Origin of the sequence: Streptomyces chlorus (assembly GCF_042655885.1) — a bacterium.
In the GTDB taxonomy this organism is placed as follows: domain Bacteria; phylum Actinomycetota; class Actinomycetes; order Streptomycetales; family Streptomycetaceae; genus Streptomyces; species Streptomyces chlorus.
This window is the reverse complement of record NZ_JBHSOA010000012.1, coordinates 1-15,538: the sequence shown is the minus strand read 5'-3', so window position 1 is coordinate 15,538 and position 15,538 is coordinate 1. Positions and strand designations below refer to the sequence as shown.

The following is a 15,538-nucleotide window of genomic DNA, read 5'->3' as shown; positions in this document are numbered from 1 at the left end:
GTCTCACCATGGAATCGCACGAACCGAACGATCGGTCGGGAGCGTGTTCCGGGGAGAACCCGGGAAGAACCCAGGTCGAGGGGGACCTCATGGCGACAGCAGTCGGCAGCGTCGGCGCCGACGCGGGTGACAGCGTGGGCGGCGGCGCGGGCAGCAGCACGGAGTACGAGCGCGCCTTCGACGCGGTCGTGGCCGCCGACGAGCGGATCGAACCGCGCGACTGGATGCCCGACGCCTACCGCGCCACACTCGTCCGGCAGATCGCGCAGCACGCCCATTCCGAGATCATCGGCATGCAGCCGGAGGCCAACTGGATCACCCGCGCGCCCTCGCTGCGCCGCAAGGCGATCCTGATGGCCAAGGTGCAGGACGAGGCCGGACACGGCCTGTATCTCTACAGCGCCGCCGAAACCCTCGGCACGGGGCGCGACGAGCTGCTGGACAAGCTGCACTCCGGCCGCCAGAAGTACTCGTCGATCTTCAACTACCCCACGCTGACCTGGGCCGACGTCGGTGCGATCGGCTGGCTGGTGGACGGCGCCGCGATCACCAACCAAGTGCCCCTGTGCCGCTGCTCGTACGGCCCGTACGCGCGCGCGATGGTGCGCATCTGCAAGGAGGAGTCCTTCCACCAGCGCCAGGGCTACGAGCTGCTGCTGGCCCTGAGCCGCGGCACCCCCGAGCAGCACGCGATGGCCCAGGACGCGGTGGACCGCTGGTGGTGGCCGTCGCTGATGATGTTCGGCCCGCCCGACGGCGAGTCCCAGCACTCCGCGCAGTCGATGGCCTGGAAGATCAAGCGGCATTCCAACGACGAGCTGCGCCGGCGCTTCGTCGACATCTGCGTCCCCCAGGCCGAGTCGCTCGGCCTCACCCTCCCCGACCCGGACCTGCGGTGGAACGAGGAACAGGGACACCACGACTTCGGCCCGATCGACTGGACGGAGTTCCGGGACGTCCTCAAGGGCAACGGCCCGTGCAACGAGGAGCGGCTGACCCGGCGCAGGCACGCCCACGAAGAGGGCGCCTGGGTCAGGGAGTCGGCAGCCGCCTACGCGGCCAAGCACACGACCGGCGAGACAGGAGCGATCCGCCCATGACCGACACCGACTGGCCCCTGTGGGAGGTCTTCGTGCGCTCGCGCCGGGGACTGTCCCACACCCACGCCGGCAGCCTGCACGCCCCGGACGCGGAGCTGGCCCTGCGCAATGCCCGCGATCTGTACACCCGCCGCGGCGAGGGCATCTCGATCTGGGTCGTGCCCTCGTCCGCGATCACCGCGTCCTCGCCCGACGAGAAGGACCCGTTCTTCGAACCGGCCGCCGACAAGCCCTACCGGCACCCGACGTTCTACGAGATCCCCGAGGGGGTGCGGCACCTGTGACGACGACATCCGCCCAGGACACCGTCCTCACGGCGGCCGCACTCGCCCTCGGCGACGACGCCCTGGTGCTCTCCCACCGCCTGGGCGAATGGGCCGGCCACGCCCCCGTGCTGGAGGAGGAGGTCGCCCTCGCCAACATCGCGCTGGACCTGCTGGGCCAGGCCCGCGTACTGCTGTCGCTGGCGGGCGACGAGGACGAGCTGGCGTTTCTCCGCGAGGAGCGCGCCTTCCACAACCTCCAGCTGGTCGAGCAGCCGAACGGCGACTTCGCCCACACCATCGCCCGCCAGCTGTACTTCTCCACCTACCAGTACCTCCTGCACACCGAACTCGCCGCCGGGGACGGCCCGCTGGCACCGCTGGCCGGCAAGGCCGTCAAGGAGGTCGACTACCACCGCGACCACGCCGAGCAATGGACCCTGCGGCTCGGCGACGGCACCGCCACCGGCCACACCCGGATGCAGCGGGCGGTGGACGCCCTGTGGAGGTACACCGGCGAGATGTTCCAGCCGGTCGAAGGCCTCGGCGTCGACTGGCCGGCCCTGGAGACGGCCTGGCTGGAGCGGATCACGCAGGTGCTGCACAGGGCCACGCTCACCGTGCCCGACGGCCCGCGCACGGGTGCGTGGACGGCCGGTGCCGGACGCCAGGGGCTGCACACCGAGTCCTTCGGCCGCATGCTCGCCGAGATGCAGCACCTGCACCGCAGCCACCCGGGGGCGACATGGTGACCCCGGCGGCCACCACCCCACTGGAGGCGGAACTGCTCGAACTGGCCGGTTCGGTGCCCGACCCCGAGCTGCCCGTGCTGACCCTGCGTGAGCTGGGCGTGGTGCGCGCGGTGCACGCGCACGGGGCGGACACCGTCGAGGTCGAACTGACCCCCACGTACACGGGGTGCCCGGCCGTCGAGGCGATGTCGGCGGACATAGAGCGGGTGCTGCGCGATCACGGAGTGCGCGAGGTCACCGTCCGCAGAGTGCTCGCTCCCGCCTGGTCGACCGACGACATCACCGACGAAGGGCGGCGCAAGCTCCGGGAGTTCGGCATCGCCCCGCCGCGCGTACGGCCGGCGTCCGGTGCGATCGCGGTGGCTCTCGGGCCGACCCGCACCCGCAACCCACGGGCGAACGGAGCGGACGAGCCCACGCCGGAGCCCGTGCGGTGCCCGCACTGCGGCTCCGCCGACACCGAGTTGCTCAGCCGTTTCTCGTCCACCGCGTGCAAGGCGCTGCGCCGGTGCCTGGCCTGCCGTGAACCGTTCGACCACTTCAAGGAGTTGTGATGGCGCGCTTCCACCGGCTCCGGGTGGCCGCCGTCGACCGGCTCACCGACGACTCCGTCGCCCTCACCCTCGCCGTCCCGCCGGACCTGCGCGAGGAGTACCGCTATGTTCCCGGCCAGCACCTGGCCCTGCGCCGCAGGGCCGACGGCGAGGACATCAGGCGCACCTACTCGATCTGCTCCCCGGCCCCCGACGGCGTGGGGCCCGGCACGCTGCGGGTGGGGGTGCGACTGGTCGAGGGCGGCGCCTTCTCGACGTACGCCCTGAAAGAGATCGGCGTCGGGGACGAGCTGGAGGTGATGATCCCGGCGGGCCGGTTCACCCTCCCGCCCGCGCCCGGCCGGTACGCGGCGATCGTCGGCGGGAGCGGCATCACCCCGGTGCTCTCCATCGTCTCGACCCTTCTGGAGCGCGAGCCCGGGGCCCGGTTCTGCCTGATCCGCAGTGACCGGACAGCCGCCTCGACGATGTTCCTGGAGGAGGTCGCCGACCTGAAGGACCGCTACCCCGACCGGTTCCAGCTGGTGCCGGTGCTCTCGCGGGAGGAGCAGCAGGCGGGGCTGCCGTCCGGACGGCTCGACGAGGAGCGGATCGCCGCCCTGCTGCCGGCCCTGCTGCCGGTGGGACAGATGGACGGTTGGTTCCTGTGCGGCCCGTACGGGCTGGTCGAGGGGGCCGAACGGGCCCTGCGCGGTCTGGGCGTGGCGCGCTCCCGCATCCACGAGGAGGTCTTCCACGTGGACACCGGCGCACCGGCCGCCCCCACGACACCGGCCCCCGCCCACAGCACGGTCACCGCCCTGCTCGACGGACGCGGCGGCACCTGGCCCGTCCAGGCCGGCGAGTCCCTGCTGGAGACGGTGCTGCGCAACCGCCCCGACGCGCCCTACGCCTGCAAGGGCGGGGTGTGCGGAACGTGCCGCGCCTTCCTCGTCTCGGGCGAGGTGCGGATGGACCGCAACTTCGCGCTGGAGTCGGAGGAGACCGACGCGGGCTATGTACTGGCCTGCCAGTCGCATCCGGTGACGGAGAGGGTGGAACTGGACTTCGACCGCTGACGGCCGTCGGCACCGGGGACACGGTGCGATCCCGGCCCCGCCCCCGCCACCAAGCACCCGGAACTCTCGCTCGGCCGGGTGACAGCACACGAGGGAGCACCGGACCGGGGAGAGATCTGCCGGCGACGCATCCGCTGGGTTGAGCCCGCCGTGCTGAGCCGGAGGAGCGGCCGCGCGTGGTGGCCGCCGCCCTTCCGGTTCCTACAGAACGTGTCCGGGCTGTCCGCCATCGGTGACGACGGGGCGTCCGGCGGACTCCCAGACCTGCATGCCGCCGTCCACGTTCACGGCGTCGATGCCCTGCTGGACCAGATACATCGTGACCTGGGCCGAACGCCCGCCGGAACGGCAGATCACATGCACCCGGCCGTCCTGCGGAGCCGCTTCGGTCAGCTCGCCGTAACGGGCGACGAACTCACTGATCGGAATGTGCAGCGCTCCTTCGGCATGACCGGACGTCCACTCGTCGTTCTCACGGACATCCAGCAGGAAGTCGCCGTCCTTGAGGTCCGAGACCCCGACCGTGGGCACCCCAGTCGCAAAACTCATACCCCCGACGCTACCGGAAGCCACGGCCCGGGACTCACGCCCACCGGGCCGAAGCTCACGCCACCGGGCCGAAGCTCACGCCACCGGGCCGAAGCTCACGCCCACCGGGCCGAAGCTCACGCCCACCGGGCCGAAGCTCACGCCACCGGGCCGAAGCTCACGCCACCGGGCCGGCTACCACCACAGGGAGCGGAGCCCCTCGCCACAAGAGACCGGAGCTCATCGCAGCAGGGCGGAAGCTCAGTTCTCCGGGGCCTCCAGAGCCGCCAGCTCCGCCTCGCGCTCGGCCACCTGGGCACGCAGCTGCGCGGCGATCTCCTCCAGGAGACGGTCCGGGTCGTCCGGGGCCAGTCGGAGCATCGAGCCGATGGCGCCCTCCTCGAGCTCCTTCGCGACCAGCGTGAGCAGTTCCTTGCGCTGGGCGAGCCATTCGAGCCGGGCATAGAGCTCTTCACCGGCGCTCGGGGCCCGCTCTCTCAGCTTCGGTCCCGCCGCCCACTCCTCCGTGAGTTCACGCAGCTCGGCCTCGCTGCCGCGGGCGTAGGCCGCGTTGACACGGGTGATGAACTCCTCGCGGCGGTGGCGTTCCGCCTCCTCCTGCGCCAGGTCCGGGTGGGCCTTGCGGGCGAGGTCGCGGTAGAGCTTGCGCGCCTCCTCGCTGGGGCGCACCCGCTCCGGGGGCCGGACGGGCTGGTCGGTGAGCATGGCCGCGGCCTCCGGGAAGAGACCGTTGCCGTCCATCCAGCCGTTGAGCAGCTCCTCGACGCCGGGGATCGGCTGCAGCCGGGAGCGCGCGTCGTCGGCCAGCCGACGGTCCTCGGGATCACCGCTGCGGGCGGCCCTGGCCTCCAGGATGCGGGCGTCCAGCTCCTCGAGGCGGGCGTACACGGGGCCGAGCCGCTGCTCGTGCAGCCGGGAGAAGTTCTCGACCTCGATGCGGAAGGTGTCCACCGCGATCTCGAACTCGATCAGCGCCTGCTCCGCGGCCCGCACGGCCTGCTCCAGCCGCGCCTCGGGCCGCTGCGCACCGCCGCCGGCCGCCGCCTGCTCCGCACCGGCGCCGCCGCTGCCCTGCTCACCCTCCGAGGTCGTCACCCGAACAGCGTAGGGCACCACCGTCACCCCCGAATCCCATCACCCTGCTTCCTGACGCCGCCCACCCTGCCCCCTGGCAGCCGGCCGGCCTCTCCACCCGGCCGACCAGGAACCGACCAGGAACCGACCAGGAACCGACCAGGGACCGACCAAGGTCCTGGGACCGACCAAGGTCATGGCCCCATCGGCCCCGCCCACACCCTCACCCGGTCGGCCTCGACGTCGTACCCAAGCACCGGACGGCTGCCCTCACCGCCCTCGGCATCCATGATCACCGGCTTGCCCAGCCGCCGCCCCAGCGCCCGCAGGAACCCGCAGAACACATCGAGTCGTTCCTGGCCCTGGAGCTCCCGCAGATCCACATCGAAGTCGATCTCTTCCGCAGCGTGGAAGCGGAAGATCACCAGCACATCGGCCGCGGGCCACACCCTCAGGGCCGGGCACTCGGCGTCAGCCGTGCGGGACAGCACGTCCTCCGCCCTCGGGATCGGCAGCACCGTCTCGCCTTCGGAGTACTGGCGCCTCCAAGCACTCGCGACGACGAGATCGAGAACCGCCTGCCAGTCCTGCGCCGAGGCATCAGGCACCCACAGGTCCGGCAGCGCCCCCAGCAGATCCGGGTCGAAGAAGCACTTGACGTCGTCCCACAACAGGTCAGCCACCGCGCCCCCACGGACACGATTCCCCTGACGAACCGCGTAGGGGCACCCGTAGGCCACCGGAGAGCCTCCGGAAGGACGGAAGCAGTACTCAGACCCCCATCTCCGCCGCGATCCGGCCCGACCGCACCGCTGCCACCAGGTCCGCGTGGTCCGCCTCCGTGCGGTCGGCGTACCGGAAGGCGAAGTCGGCCATCGCCTCGTCGAGTTCGTCGTTCCTGCCGCAGTAACCCGAGATCAGACGGGGGTCGGCGCTGTGGGAGTGGGCGCGGGCCAGGAGGGCGCCGGTCATCCGGGCGTAGTCGTCGACCTGGTCGGCGGACAGGGCCGTCGGGTCGACGCTGCCCTTGCGGTTGCGGAACTGCCGTACCTGGTAGGGCCGCCCCTCGACGGTCGTCCAGCCCAGCAGGCTGTCGCTGACCACCTGCATCCGCTTCTGGCCCAGGACCACCCGACGGCCCTCGTGACCGGCGTCGGGGACGTCGAAGCCGGCCGTCAGCAGATGTGGCACCAGCGCCGAGGCGCGGGCCTCCTTCACCTGGAGGACAAGAGGTTCGCCCCGGTGGTCGAGGAGCAGCACGACGTACGAGCGGGTGCCCACACTGCCCGTGCCGACGACGCGGAACGCCACGTCCTGCACCGCGTGCCGGGCCAGCAGCGGAAGCCGGTCGGGCTGGAGGGTGCCGACGTACTGCTCCAGGGAGGAGGCCACCGCGAGGGCCTCGGCGTCGGGGACGCGACGCAGCACCGGCGGGGCGTCGACGAAGCGGCGTCCGCCGTCCTCCGTCGCCTCGGTGGACTTGGCCGCGAAACGGCCGCTGGTGTTGGCGCGGGCCTTCGCGTAGACCCGCTCCAGCGTGCCGAGCAGATCGTGCGCGTCGGTGTGGGAGACCAGCTCCTCGTCGGCGATGGCGTTCCACGCGTCCAGCACCGGCATCCTGGCCAGCAGCCGCATCGTGCGACGGTAGGCGCCCACCGTGTCACGGGCGGCCTTGCGGCAGGTGTCCTCGTCCGCGCCGACCTCCCGTCCCGCGAGCACCAGCGAGGTGGCGAGCCGTTTGAGGTCCCACTCCCAGGGGCCCCACACCGTCTCGTCGAAGTCGTTCAGGTCGATGACCAACCCACCGCGCGCGTCGCCGTACAGGCCGAAGTTCGCCGCGTGCGCGTCGCCGCAGAGCTGCGCGCGGATCCGCGTCATGGGAGTGTGGGCCAGGTCGTGACCCATCAGGCCCGCCGATCCTCGCAGGAAGGCGAACGGTGTCGCCGCCATCCTGCCCACTCGTATCGGCGTCAGCTCGGGCAGCCGGCCACGGCTGGACTCCTCGACCGCGCTGACCGCGTCGGGGCGGGAGGGATCCCGGTCGAGAGCGGAGTGCGCACTGCGCGGCACCAGCCGGCGCAGAGCCTTGCCGTCCGCCTTGGCCGAGCCCTCGGGCGGCCACATCGCGAAACCCGGTATGCGCGGCAGCCGCCGCACCTCACCGGCGGCGAGGCCCGGCTCCGCCTGCTCCCCCGCCCTGCCCGTCCCGGCCCCGCCGGCACCCATCTCGGTCACCACAACCGCCTCCCCCGTACGCCCACACGTACGCCCGTACACACACGTCGGCCGCGCCGCACGCGAACGGCCACCGACCGTCGCCCCGTCTCGACGTCGACACGGGCATCGGCGCAGGCCATGACATCAACCGTGCCGACCGTACAGCCTGGTGGCCGAAACGCGTCAGGCCCTGTGGACAACTCCGGGGCTATGGACAGCTCCGGGGCTGTGGACAACTCCGTCCCCCACCCGCACCTCTGCCACCACCCACCCCACAACCACCGTCCACGCCATCTCCTGAGCCACGGTGACCGCTTGTCACACCTGTCCCGCTATCCCGCTCCTGCCTCGGTGGCCACATTCCCCGTGGCCGGTTCCATTCGCCCCGCATCGAGGGCCCGTCGGCCGCGGTCCGCCGAGATATCCAGCCGGGCCAGCACCGCCGGCACCGCGATGCCCGGCAGCATGTGCTGGAACAGCACCACGACCCGGTGTTCCAGATCCTGCCGCTGACAGCGCAGTTGCGAGAGGAGCTGCACTCCCGAAAAGCTCGCGACCAGCAGTTCCGCCGTCTCCGTCACCTCGACGTGCGGCAGCAGCTCGCCCCCCGCCTTCGCCTCGGCCAGGGTCCGGGTGGTCTGGTCGATCCACATCCGGAACGCCGGGGTCCGGTCCAGCCCCAACGCTCCCTGGTCCAGGGCCAGTCCGACACTGGCGCGCACCAGCGGATCCGTGCACAGCCGCAGGGCCAGCACCAGACCGGAGTCGACGAGCTCCTGGAGCTTGCTGGACTGGGGCGGCAGGGTCACCGCCAGCTGCTCCTCGAAAATACCGAGCGCCAGTTCCTCCTTGGAGCCGAAGTGGAAGTACAGCGCGCCCTTGGTCACCCCTGCCCGGCCCAGAATCTCGCCGATGGTCGCCGAGGTGTACCCGCGTTCGTCGAAGACGGCCGCGGCCGCGTCCAGAATGGTCCGCCGTGTGCGGATCGCGCGCTCCTGTCGCGCCATCGGGTGCCTCCTGATCTCCGTGGATCTCGTGGATCGCCGTGAAGTGGCCATGCGGTAGCCGTGCGGTCGGCATACCGCCATACCACGATGCCGTGCGGGCGCGTGGGCTTGTGGGCTCGTCTCCAACGGTGTGGATCACCCTTGAAAAAAACCGGCTCGTCCGTATCTTAGTGCGAAGTTGACCGGAGCCATGCCTTCTATCCGGAGGGTTCCTCATGCCGCAGTCAGGTGCCCCAAGCACGCCCACGGAGGATCGGACCGGACAGCGGAGCGCGCCCGCAACCACCCCTGGACAGGCCGCCGGTGCCCGCGCCGTCACCCGGGTCACCGCGGAACTCGCCCACCGCACCCGCGCGGCGGACATCTTCCCGACGGAATGGGTCCGCCTGTCCGAACTCGATTTCCGCGTCACCGCGCACTGGCCCGCCGACCACTCCTTCTTCGGCCCCGTGGACGACCTCCACCAGGATCCGATGATCATCGCCGAGACACTGCGCCAGACAACGATGGCCATCGCCCATGCCGAGTTCGGCGCCCCCCTCGACACACACTTCGTCATGTGGGACCTGGGAATCTCCACCGTCCCCTCCGAACTGCTGCTCGCGGACGCAGCGGAGCCGGTCACCGTCGACGTCGTCTGCTCCGAGGTACGCCGCCGGGGCCGCGGTCTGAGCAGCATGCGGACCATCATGGAGTTCCACCGCGCGGGACGGCTCGTCGCCCGGGGCACCGGCAGCATGGGCTGCACCTCGCCGGCCGCGTACCGCCGCCTGCGAGCCGGGCAGCCGGCCGGCCCGGGCACCGCGATATCTCCCTTCCCCCCCGTCCCTCATGAACTGGTCGGCCGCCGCCGCGCGGAGGACGTCGTCCTCTCCCGCTCGGACCGTCCCGGTACCTGGCTCCTGCGCGTCGACACCGGTCACCCCGTCCTCTTCGCCCGGCCCAACGACCACGTCCCCGGCATGGTTCTGTTCGAGGCGGCCCGCCAGGCGGCGACAGCGGCAACCGACGGACGCGTCTTCCTCCCGTCCGACCTGGCCTCCTCCTTCAGCCGCTACACCGAACTGGACAGCCCTTGCCTCCTCGAAACCGAGGTCTTCGACAAGGATGGGGCCGGCGAAGAAGCCAGGAGCCCCGACCGGGAGGACAACGGCAACGGAGGCGAGGTGACCGTACGGGTCTTCGGCCTGCAGAACGGCGAACCCGTCTTCACCGTCACCCTCGCCTCGGCGCCCCACCGCCGGACCCCGGGGCCGCCCCCAGTACGGTCGCTGACGTGACGGTGAACCTCCTGATCACGGGCGGCACCGGCTTCATCGGCAGCCGGGTCACCGCCGCAGCACGCCAACGCCCTTACACCCGCGTCCGGTTGCTGTCCCGCCGCACACCCGCCGGGAACACACGGCCCGAAGCCCCGCAAGCGAACGCCTCCCTGGGCGCACCCCCGTCCGCCGGGACCGTCCCCGGCGACCTCGCCGATCCTGCCTCCCTGCGCGGCAGTTGCGCCGGCGTCGATGTCCTCGTCCACTGCGCCTCGCGCATCACCGGCGACCCGGAATCCGTCGCGGCGGTCAACGACCGGGGCACGAAGGCCCTGGTGGAGGAGGCGGTACGCAGCGGGGTGCGCCGCATCCTGTACGTGAGCACCGCCGCCGTCCACGGCAGGGGCCCCTTCCACGGCGTACGGCCCGGCGAGGCCCCCGTCGCCCCCTCGTCCGCCACCAGCCGCACCCGCGCCGCGGCCGAACGGCACGTCCTCGACGCGGGCGGCCTGGTGCTGCGACCCCACCTGGTGTACGGCGCGGGCGACCGCTGGGTGGTCCCCGGACTGGTGGGACTCCTGAGGGAGTTGTCGGCGACCGTGGCGGGCTGCGGGGCCCTGCACTCGATGATCGACGTCGACACCCTGGGCCGCGCGGCCGTCGCCGCGGCACTCTCCCCGGCCCACAGACCCGGCGTCCGCTACGTCAACCACCCGGACCCGGTACCCGCGTCGGAGCTGCTCGCGGCCGTCTGCACACAGGTGGAACAGCCCGGCGAGGGAACGCCGGTCGACATCGCGACCGCCTGCGCGCGGGCCGCCGGCTCCCCGCGCGCCCTGCACCATCTCGGCATGCTCACCGTCGACCACTGGTTCAGGGACGACACCTTCTGGAGCACCCTGGACTGCTCCCCGGGCGCCCCCTTCGCCCACGCCTTCCCTCATGCGGCCTCTTGGTACCGGTCGTTCGTCGGCGCGCCCTGACCGACCGCCCCCGCACTCCGGCCCGCGTCCGTGCCCGTCCGCCACTCCGGCATCAAACCAACTCGTCGGTTTGCACCCTGGAGTAAACGTTCGACCCACACCCAAGGTCCATCACGCCGCCATCCGGTCACCGAGCCGCCGTCGCCTTACGGCACCCGGAAGGGGTGCGGACAGCACCCACACCTGCACGTCCAGCTACTTCACACCCGGAAAGACATAAGATTTTCATCACAGTCTCCGGACCGCATCCCACCCCGGCCCCACCCCCGAGCCTCGTGGCATCCGCCGTCACGGCGGCAGCCTGGTCGGGCTGCGGGGCTGCCGACTCGCGGGAGCGACCGCCACGGGGCCCGTGAAGAGCCCCGGGCCGGGGCTGCCGTGGTTCACGCCTGGCTGCGCGCCGACCGTCCGCCGGACGCCGCCTGGGTGACACTGCGCACGGGCCGCGGCGGCGACGGGGTTTCCGGCGGTCGCCTGGTGTGTTCAGCGACCGGTCCCGGCCCATCCGCCCGTCCGCAGCAGGCCGACCGCGCTCGTCCCGCCTGCCACGGTGAACCGGCCGCCGATCGTCCTGTCCGTCAGCTCAGGTCGGCTCGGTTCGCGTCGAGGGCCGGTATCAGCAGCGTGCCGCTCGGCGCCTGCTCCTGCTCCTGCTCCTGCTCCTGCTCCTGCTGGTGGAGGAGGGCCGTGTCGGCGAGGGTGTTGACGGCGGTGTTGAACCGCTCCATCGAGGTGGGCCGGTCGGGGCCGAGGACGTACTCCTTGAGCGTGTGCCGGTCGAGTGCCATCGGGTCATGGCGTGGTTCTCGCACCGACCGCAGGATCTCCGGCAGTCGGGTGCAGGCCCGGTCGAGGAGATAGGCGCCGCCCGCGGTGGTGTAGGCGGCGCGGAATTCCTCGTCGGGCAGGTCGTGAGCGTTGGTCAGGACGTACGGCTTGAGGCTTGCGACGAAGTCGGCGACGACGGATGAAACGTCGCTGATGAGAATGTCCGCCTGGTTGAAGCACTCGTACAGGGTGGGCAGTTGGCCGGTGATCACCTGGTGGCGGAGGGGGCCGGTGCGGCTCCAGAAGAGATGGTGCCATTCGGCTTCCAGTGCGTGCCACTCGTCGGAGCCGGTGTGGTCCGGTATCCGCGCGTCACGCGTTTGCTGGGCGTCGTCGCCGGTTCGGTTGCGGCCGGCGAGTTCGTTGAGCCGTTCATTGATCTCTCGCATCCGCTGCTCCGGCCCGGCTGCGAGGTCGGGCAGGGTGCCGACGGACTGGCGTCGGCGGTTGTCGGCGTCGAGCATCTCCCGGATGGCCCGATCGGCGGCCGCGGCTTCGGCGGAGCGCTTGCCGGTCAGCGGATGCGGTTTGTACAGGACCCGTACGCCCTCGTCGAGCAGGGCACCGACCAGGTCCGTACCCATGGGGATCAGGGAGGTGTGGCAGTCGTCGTCGCTCCAGCCTTCCCAGGTCGGCGCGTACAGCACGACAGGCAGCGGGCCGGGTATGTGCTCGGCGTGCGGTCGGATCGGGGCCAGTTGGGGACGGCCGACCTCCACGATCGCAGCGTCGTCGATGGCGTGCCGAATCCGCTGGTAGCGGTCCCGGCCTGCGCGTCCGGCCACCCAGATCTCGTCGTACACCTTGCTGACCCGGTTACTGCTGGCGAGCTTGTCGCTGTCGCCATGACCGATGAAGACGTGCTTGGCCTCGGCGACGCGCAGCATATGGACGTTCTTGCCCGCGTTGCCCGGATACAGCACCACCTTCAGTTCAGGCAGGTCCAGTTGAGCCAGGTCGTCGGCCCTGGGCACACACACGACCGGGAGGCGGGTGCGGCTGAGGTAGGAGAAGGAGGCGCGTTCCCGCAGGATGATCAGCGGGCGGCGGTCGAGGTTCTCCAGGGTTTCGATCCACATGTTGACCTGGTACATGAAGTTCCGGGAGACCGCGGCGAAACTGAAGTACAGGGCCACCTCCGGCCGGTAGTCGGCCAGCTGCCGGTTGAGTGCGGCGATGATCTCCTCCCGCTCAGGCATCCGGCGGGCCGTTCGCACCTGCGCGGCCAGTGCCAGCAGCAGGAGAGCGGGCAGGACGAGGCTCACCGCGTATCCGGCCTTGGTGAAGAACCAGCCGGAGGTCGCCAGACCGACGAGCAGCCCCGCGTGCATCGGCAGGTCGAGGTGGAGCAGCCGGCGCAGGTAGCGGCGGACCAGCAGGGACGGCGGAGCCTTGGGGATGCCTGCGTCGCTCATGTCCATGTTGCGCACGGCGACCGGAAGCCTCCGCTTCCGGTGGATGACGCGGTGCAACGCGGTGTAGAGCACGAGTATCCCGAACTGGCCGCCCAGGACGAGCAGTCCGGCGACCAGCACGGGCTCGGGTGCGTCCATGCGCACCGCCAGCACGAGAAGCAGCGCGTCACGGACCAGGAATCGCATGATCCGGTCGAGCCTGAACCCTGCCAACCGGCGGATGAAGGCGGGCTCGACGCGGTGCAGCCACGCGTCCGTGACGTAGCTGACGGCCGATGCGGCGATGAACCCCCACAAATGGGGAAGTAGAGCGAACAGCGGTAGCGCCGCATAGCTCGCCCCGAGCAGGAGCGCCAGCGCAAAGCCGCCCCACGTGTGTATGCGCAGCGCGGCACGCAGCGGTCGGACCATGGTTGCTCGATGTTCCTTCCAGGATGCGGCTTGGAAACCGCCCAAGAGATGAGTAATACGTGTGTTCGACACGTAGATGAGGTGAATGGTTGTGTAACGAGAGGTAACTTTCTCGGCGTGCGAATCGGGCGGACCCGACGCACCTGTTTCAGGGCCTACTTGACGAGCGGTCGCCCCTCAGGCGTACGCCGCCATGTCCGTCGCCCGCAGTCGGAGTGGACGGTGCTCAGGCCCGCGGTGCGGGAGTCGGGGGACACGGCGCTCACGTCCATCGGATTGCTGTGATGACCGCGCCACCATGGCCGGGTCCCAGACGAAAGGGACGCGAGACGCGGGCACCCTGAATCGCGCCGGACGCCTGAAGCGGGACCCCAGGATCGGACGATGAGTGCGGCGGTCGCCCCTGCCGGCGTGGAGGTCGAGGCCATGAAGCACCCAGGGGGAGGACACGGCGGCCGCGAGCAGGGCGAACACCGGCAAGGGCAGCCTCGACCGCCTGCCCGACACACCGTCGTCGCCCGACAAGGGAGCCGGAGACCCGGACTCCGACTGGTCACCTGACACGAGTTGCCCAGCCGGACGCACCACCCCTACGGCGTCACCACGAACCATGGGCAAACGAAGCAGGGCCCCGTCCGTGAGATAGCTCACGGACGGGGCCCTGCGTGCTTCACGACCAGGCCGCGCATCGCCTCACAACCCGCAGCAAACGAGAAACGGGCCCCTGCTATGACTTTCGTCACTTGCAGCGACCCGTTCCGTCGGTTTCGCGATGTGCGCGAGGGGGGAGTTGAACCCCCACGCCCTTGCGGGCACTGGAACCTGAATCCAGCGCGTCTGCCTATTCCGCCACTCGCGCATCGAGCGTGTCATCCAGCCTTTCCCCGCAGGGGGTCGGCGCCTTCCGACAGGTGAACATTAGCACGCTGGTCGGGGTGGATTCACATCCCTTTCCACCCGCCCCAGGCCCGCCCGCCCCGAGCTGCCCCGCCGGCCACAAGCAGCCCCTGAGCGGCCTGTACGCAGCCCACGGACCGCCCGAGCCGTCACGGGCGATCACCGTGACGCCGCCGCACCGGCCGTCCCGCATCCACCCTTATCGCCCCGGCTGTCCCGCTCGCCCGGCAGCTCCGGGCAGACGCGTACCCATGCGTACCGACGCGTATCGACGCGTATCGACAAGAACCGACGAGAACCGCTTCACGTATCAACCTCGTACCGGTGAACCCCGTCTCCCCAGGTGCCGGGCGGAGTCCACAGCCGGGTGCGGGACACTGGTCCGCGGCCCCCTCTACGATCCATGGCAGAGGGCTCGCACGAGCACGGCCGAAGAAGTTCGAAGGCGAGCCCCGAAGGGAACTCCGCCAGGCATCGACACCCGTCGGTCCGGGCGGGCAGGGGGAACCAGCCGATCGACCGGGGCGTGGATACGATCAGTAAGCAGTACCAGTTATGCGGTGCACGGAACAGTGCGCCGGGCAGTAGACGCAGTAGACGCAGCAGAAGACAGGGCAGTACACAGGACGGCAACGACGGAGGAGGTGCCACATGGGAGTCCTGAAGAAGTTCGAGCAGCGACTCGAAGGCCTGGTCAACGGCACCTTTGCCAAGGTGTTCAAGTCCGAGGTGCAGCCCGTGGAGATCGCGGGAGCTCTCCAGCGGGAGTGCGACAACAACGCGACCATCTGGAACCGCGACCGCACCGTCGTCCCCAACGACTTCATCGTCGAGCTGAGCACCCCCGACTTCGAGCGGCTCAGCCCGTACTCCGGGCAGCTCGGCGACGAACTCGCGGGCATGGTGCGCGACTACGCCAAGCAGCAGCGCTACACCTTCATGGGCCCCATCAAGGTGCACCTGGAGAAGGCCGAGGACCTCGACACCGGTCTGTACCGGGTGCGCAGCCGTACACTCGCCTCCTCCAGCAGCCAGGCGGGCCCCACGGGCCCCGGCCCCGCCGGACCCGGCATGGGCGGGGCGCCCGCCGGCGGCCCCGGCGGCTACGGCTACCCGCCGGCCGGTCCCGCGGGCGCCCCGCCCATCCCGTCCGCGCCGCCGCCCGGCG

Annotated in this window: 14 protein-coding genes and 1 tRNA gene; 8 read left to right on the top strand and 7 right to left on the bottom strand. The window is 70.9% G+C overall.

Annotated features, from left to right (window positions below):
* Positions 1-89 precede the first annotated feature (89 nt).
* From paaA to ACFPZI_RS06855, 5 genes are read left to right on the top strand one after another with little or no spacing between them, the layout of a single operon-like run.
* The gene (gene paaA, locus ACFPZI_RS06875; RefSeq protein WP_381359616.1) at positions 90-1,100 is read left to right on the top strand and encodes a 1,2-phenylacetyl-CoA epoxidase subunit PaaA; all 1,011 of its coding nucleotides are present in this window, start codon (positions 90-92) and stop codon (positions 1,098-1,100) included.
* Complete coding sequence (gene paaB / locus ACFPZI_RS06870; RefSeq protein ID WP_381359613.1) at positions 1,097-1,384, top strand: 1,2-phenylacetyl-CoA epoxidase subunit PaaB; 288 nt, start codon at positions 1,097-1,099, stop codon at positions 1,382-1,384. The genes paaA and paaB overlap by 4 nt, the downstream gene beginning before the upstream one ends.
* Positions 1,381-2,115 (top strand): 1,2-phenylacetyl-CoA epoxidase subunit PaaC, encoded by a 735-nt coding sequence (gene paaC, locus ACFPZI_RS06865; RefSeq protein ID WP_381359610.1) that lies wholly within the window; start codon positions 1,381-1,383, stop codon positions 2,113-2,115. Before paaB ends, paaC begins: the two co-directional genes overlap by 4 nt.
* A complete protein-coding gene (gene paaD, locus ACFPZI_RS06860; RefSeq protein WP_381359608.1) occupies positions 2,109-2,669 on the top strand; it encodes a 1,2-phenylacetyl-CoA epoxidase subunit PaaD in 561 nt (186 codons plus the stop codon). Before paaC ends, paaD begins: the two co-directional genes overlap by 7 nt.
* On the top strand, positions 2,669-3,727 hold the full coding sequence (locus ACFPZI_RS06855) for a 2Fe-2S iron-sulfur cluster-binding protein (RefSeq protein WP_381359605.1): 1,059 nt from the start codon (positions 2,669-2,671) through the stop codon (positions 3,725-3,727). Before paaD ends, ACFPZI_RS06855 begins: the two co-directional genes overlap by 1 nt.
* A gap of 201 nt (positions 3,728-3,928) precedes the next feature.
* On the opposite strand, the gene ACFPZI_RS06850 is transcribed toward ACFPZI_RS06855, so the two are convergent.
* The 5 genes from ACFPZI_RS06850 to ACFPZI_RS06830 form a co-directional block, all read right to left on the bottom strand.
* Positions 3,929-4,258, bottom strand: coding sequence for a rhodanese-like domain-containing protein (locus ACFPZI_RS06850; RefSeq protein ID WP_381359984.1), 330 nt, complete (start codon positions 4,256-4,258; stop codon positions 3,929-3,931).
* 258 nt (positions 4,259-4,516) lie between these two features.
* Entirely contained in the window at positions 4,517-5,371 is an 855-nt protein-coding gene (locus ACFPZI_RS06845) for a hypothetical protein (RefSeq protein WP_381359603.1), read from the bottom strand.
* A 173-nt stretch (positions 5,372-5,544) separates the two neighbouring features.
* Positions 5,545-6,033 carry a hypothetical protein gene (locus ACFPZI_RS06840; protein WP_381359600.1) on the bottom strand — a complete coding sequence of 163 codons (489 nt, stop codon included), beginning with the start codon at positions 6,031-6,033 and terminating at the stop codon, positions 5,545-5,547.
* A gap of 88 nt (positions 6,034-6,121) precedes the next feature.
* A complete protein-coding gene (locus ACFPZI_RS06835) occupies positions 6,122-7,576 on the bottom strand; it encodes a DUF2252 domain-containing protein (protein WP_381359981.1) in 1,455 nt (484 codons plus the stop codon).
* A 323-nt stretch (positions 7,577-7,899) separates the two neighbouring features.
* Positions 7,900-8,574: a ScbR family autoregulator-binding transcription factor gene (locus ACFPZI_RS06830; RefSeq protein WP_381359597.1), complete on the bottom strand. Its 675-nt coding sequence runs from the start codon at positions 8,572-8,574 to the stop codon at positions 7,900-7,902.
* A 215-nt stretch (positions 8,575-8,789) separates the two neighbouring features.
* Here ACFPZI_RS06830 and ACFPZI_RS06825 point away from each other — a divergent pair, with 215 nt between their 5' ends.
* Entirely contained in the window at positions 8,790-9,854 is a 1,065-nt protein-coding gene (locus ACFPZI_RS06825) for a ScbA/BarX family gamma-butyrolactone biosynthesis protein (protein WP_381359594.1), read from the top strand.
* Positions 9,851-10,819, top strand: coding sequence for an NAD-dependent epimerase/dehydratase family protein (locus ACFPZI_RS06820; protein ID WP_381359590.1), 969 nt, complete (start codon positions 9,851-9,853; stop codon positions 10,817-10,819). The genes ACFPZI_RS06825 and ACFPZI_RS06820 overlap by 4 nt, the downstream gene beginning before the upstream one ends.
* Before the next feature lie 578 nt (positions 10,820-11,397).
* On the opposite strand, the gene ACFPZI_RS06815 is transcribed toward ACFPZI_RS06820, so the two are convergent.
* Complete coding sequence (locus tag ACFPZI_RS06815; protein WP_381359588.1) at positions 11,398-13,473, bottom strand: hypothetical protein; 2,076 nt, start codon at positions 13,471-13,473, stop codon at positions 11,398-11,400.
* 775 nt (positions 13,474-14,248) lie between these two features.
* Positions 14,249-14,332, bottom strand: a tRNA-Leu gene (locus ACFPZI_RS06810).
* A gap of 689 nt (positions 14,333-15,021) precedes the next feature.
* On the opposite strand from ACFPZI_RS06810, the gene ACFPZI_RS06805 reads away from it, so the two are divergent.
* Positions 15,022-15,538: DUF3662 domain-containing protein (locus tag ACFPZI_RS06805; RefSeq protein ID WP_381359585.1), on the top strand; the 517-nt coding region annotated here is incomplete at its 3' end.

Coding starts and splice junctions, on each gene's coding strand:
- ACFPZI_RS06830 (WP_381359597.1), bottom strand. CDS start 8,574: ATGGCGCGACAGGAGCGCGCGATCCGCACACGGCGGACCATTCTGGAC.
- ACFPZI_RS06815 (WP_381359588.1), bottom strand. CDS start 13,473: ATGGTCCGACCGCTGCGTGCCGCGCTGCGCATACACACGTGGGGCGGC.
- ACFPZI_RS06825 (WP_381359594.1), top strand. CDS start 8,790: ATGCCGCAGTCAGGTGCCCCAAGCACGCCCACGGAGGATCGGACCGGA.
- ACFPZI_RS06835 (WP_381359981.1), bottom strand. CDS start 7,576: ATGGGTGCCGGCGGGGCCGGGACGGGCAGGGCGGGGGAGCAGGCGGAG.
- ACFPZI_RS06855 (WP_381359605.1), top strand. CDS start 2,669: ATGGCGCGCTTCCACCGGCTCCGGGTGGCCGCCGTCGACCGGCTCACC.
- paaA (WP_381359616.1), top strand. CDS start 90: ATGGCGACAGCAGTCGGCAGCGTCGGCGCCGACGCGGGTGACAGCGTG.
- paaB (WP_381359613.1), top strand. CDS start 1,097: ATGACCGACACCGACTGGCCCCTGTGGGAGGTCTTCGTGCGCTCGCGC.
- paaD (WP_381359608.1), top strand. CDS start 2,109: ATGGTGACCCCGGCGGCCACCACCCCACTGGAGGCGGAACTGCTCGAA.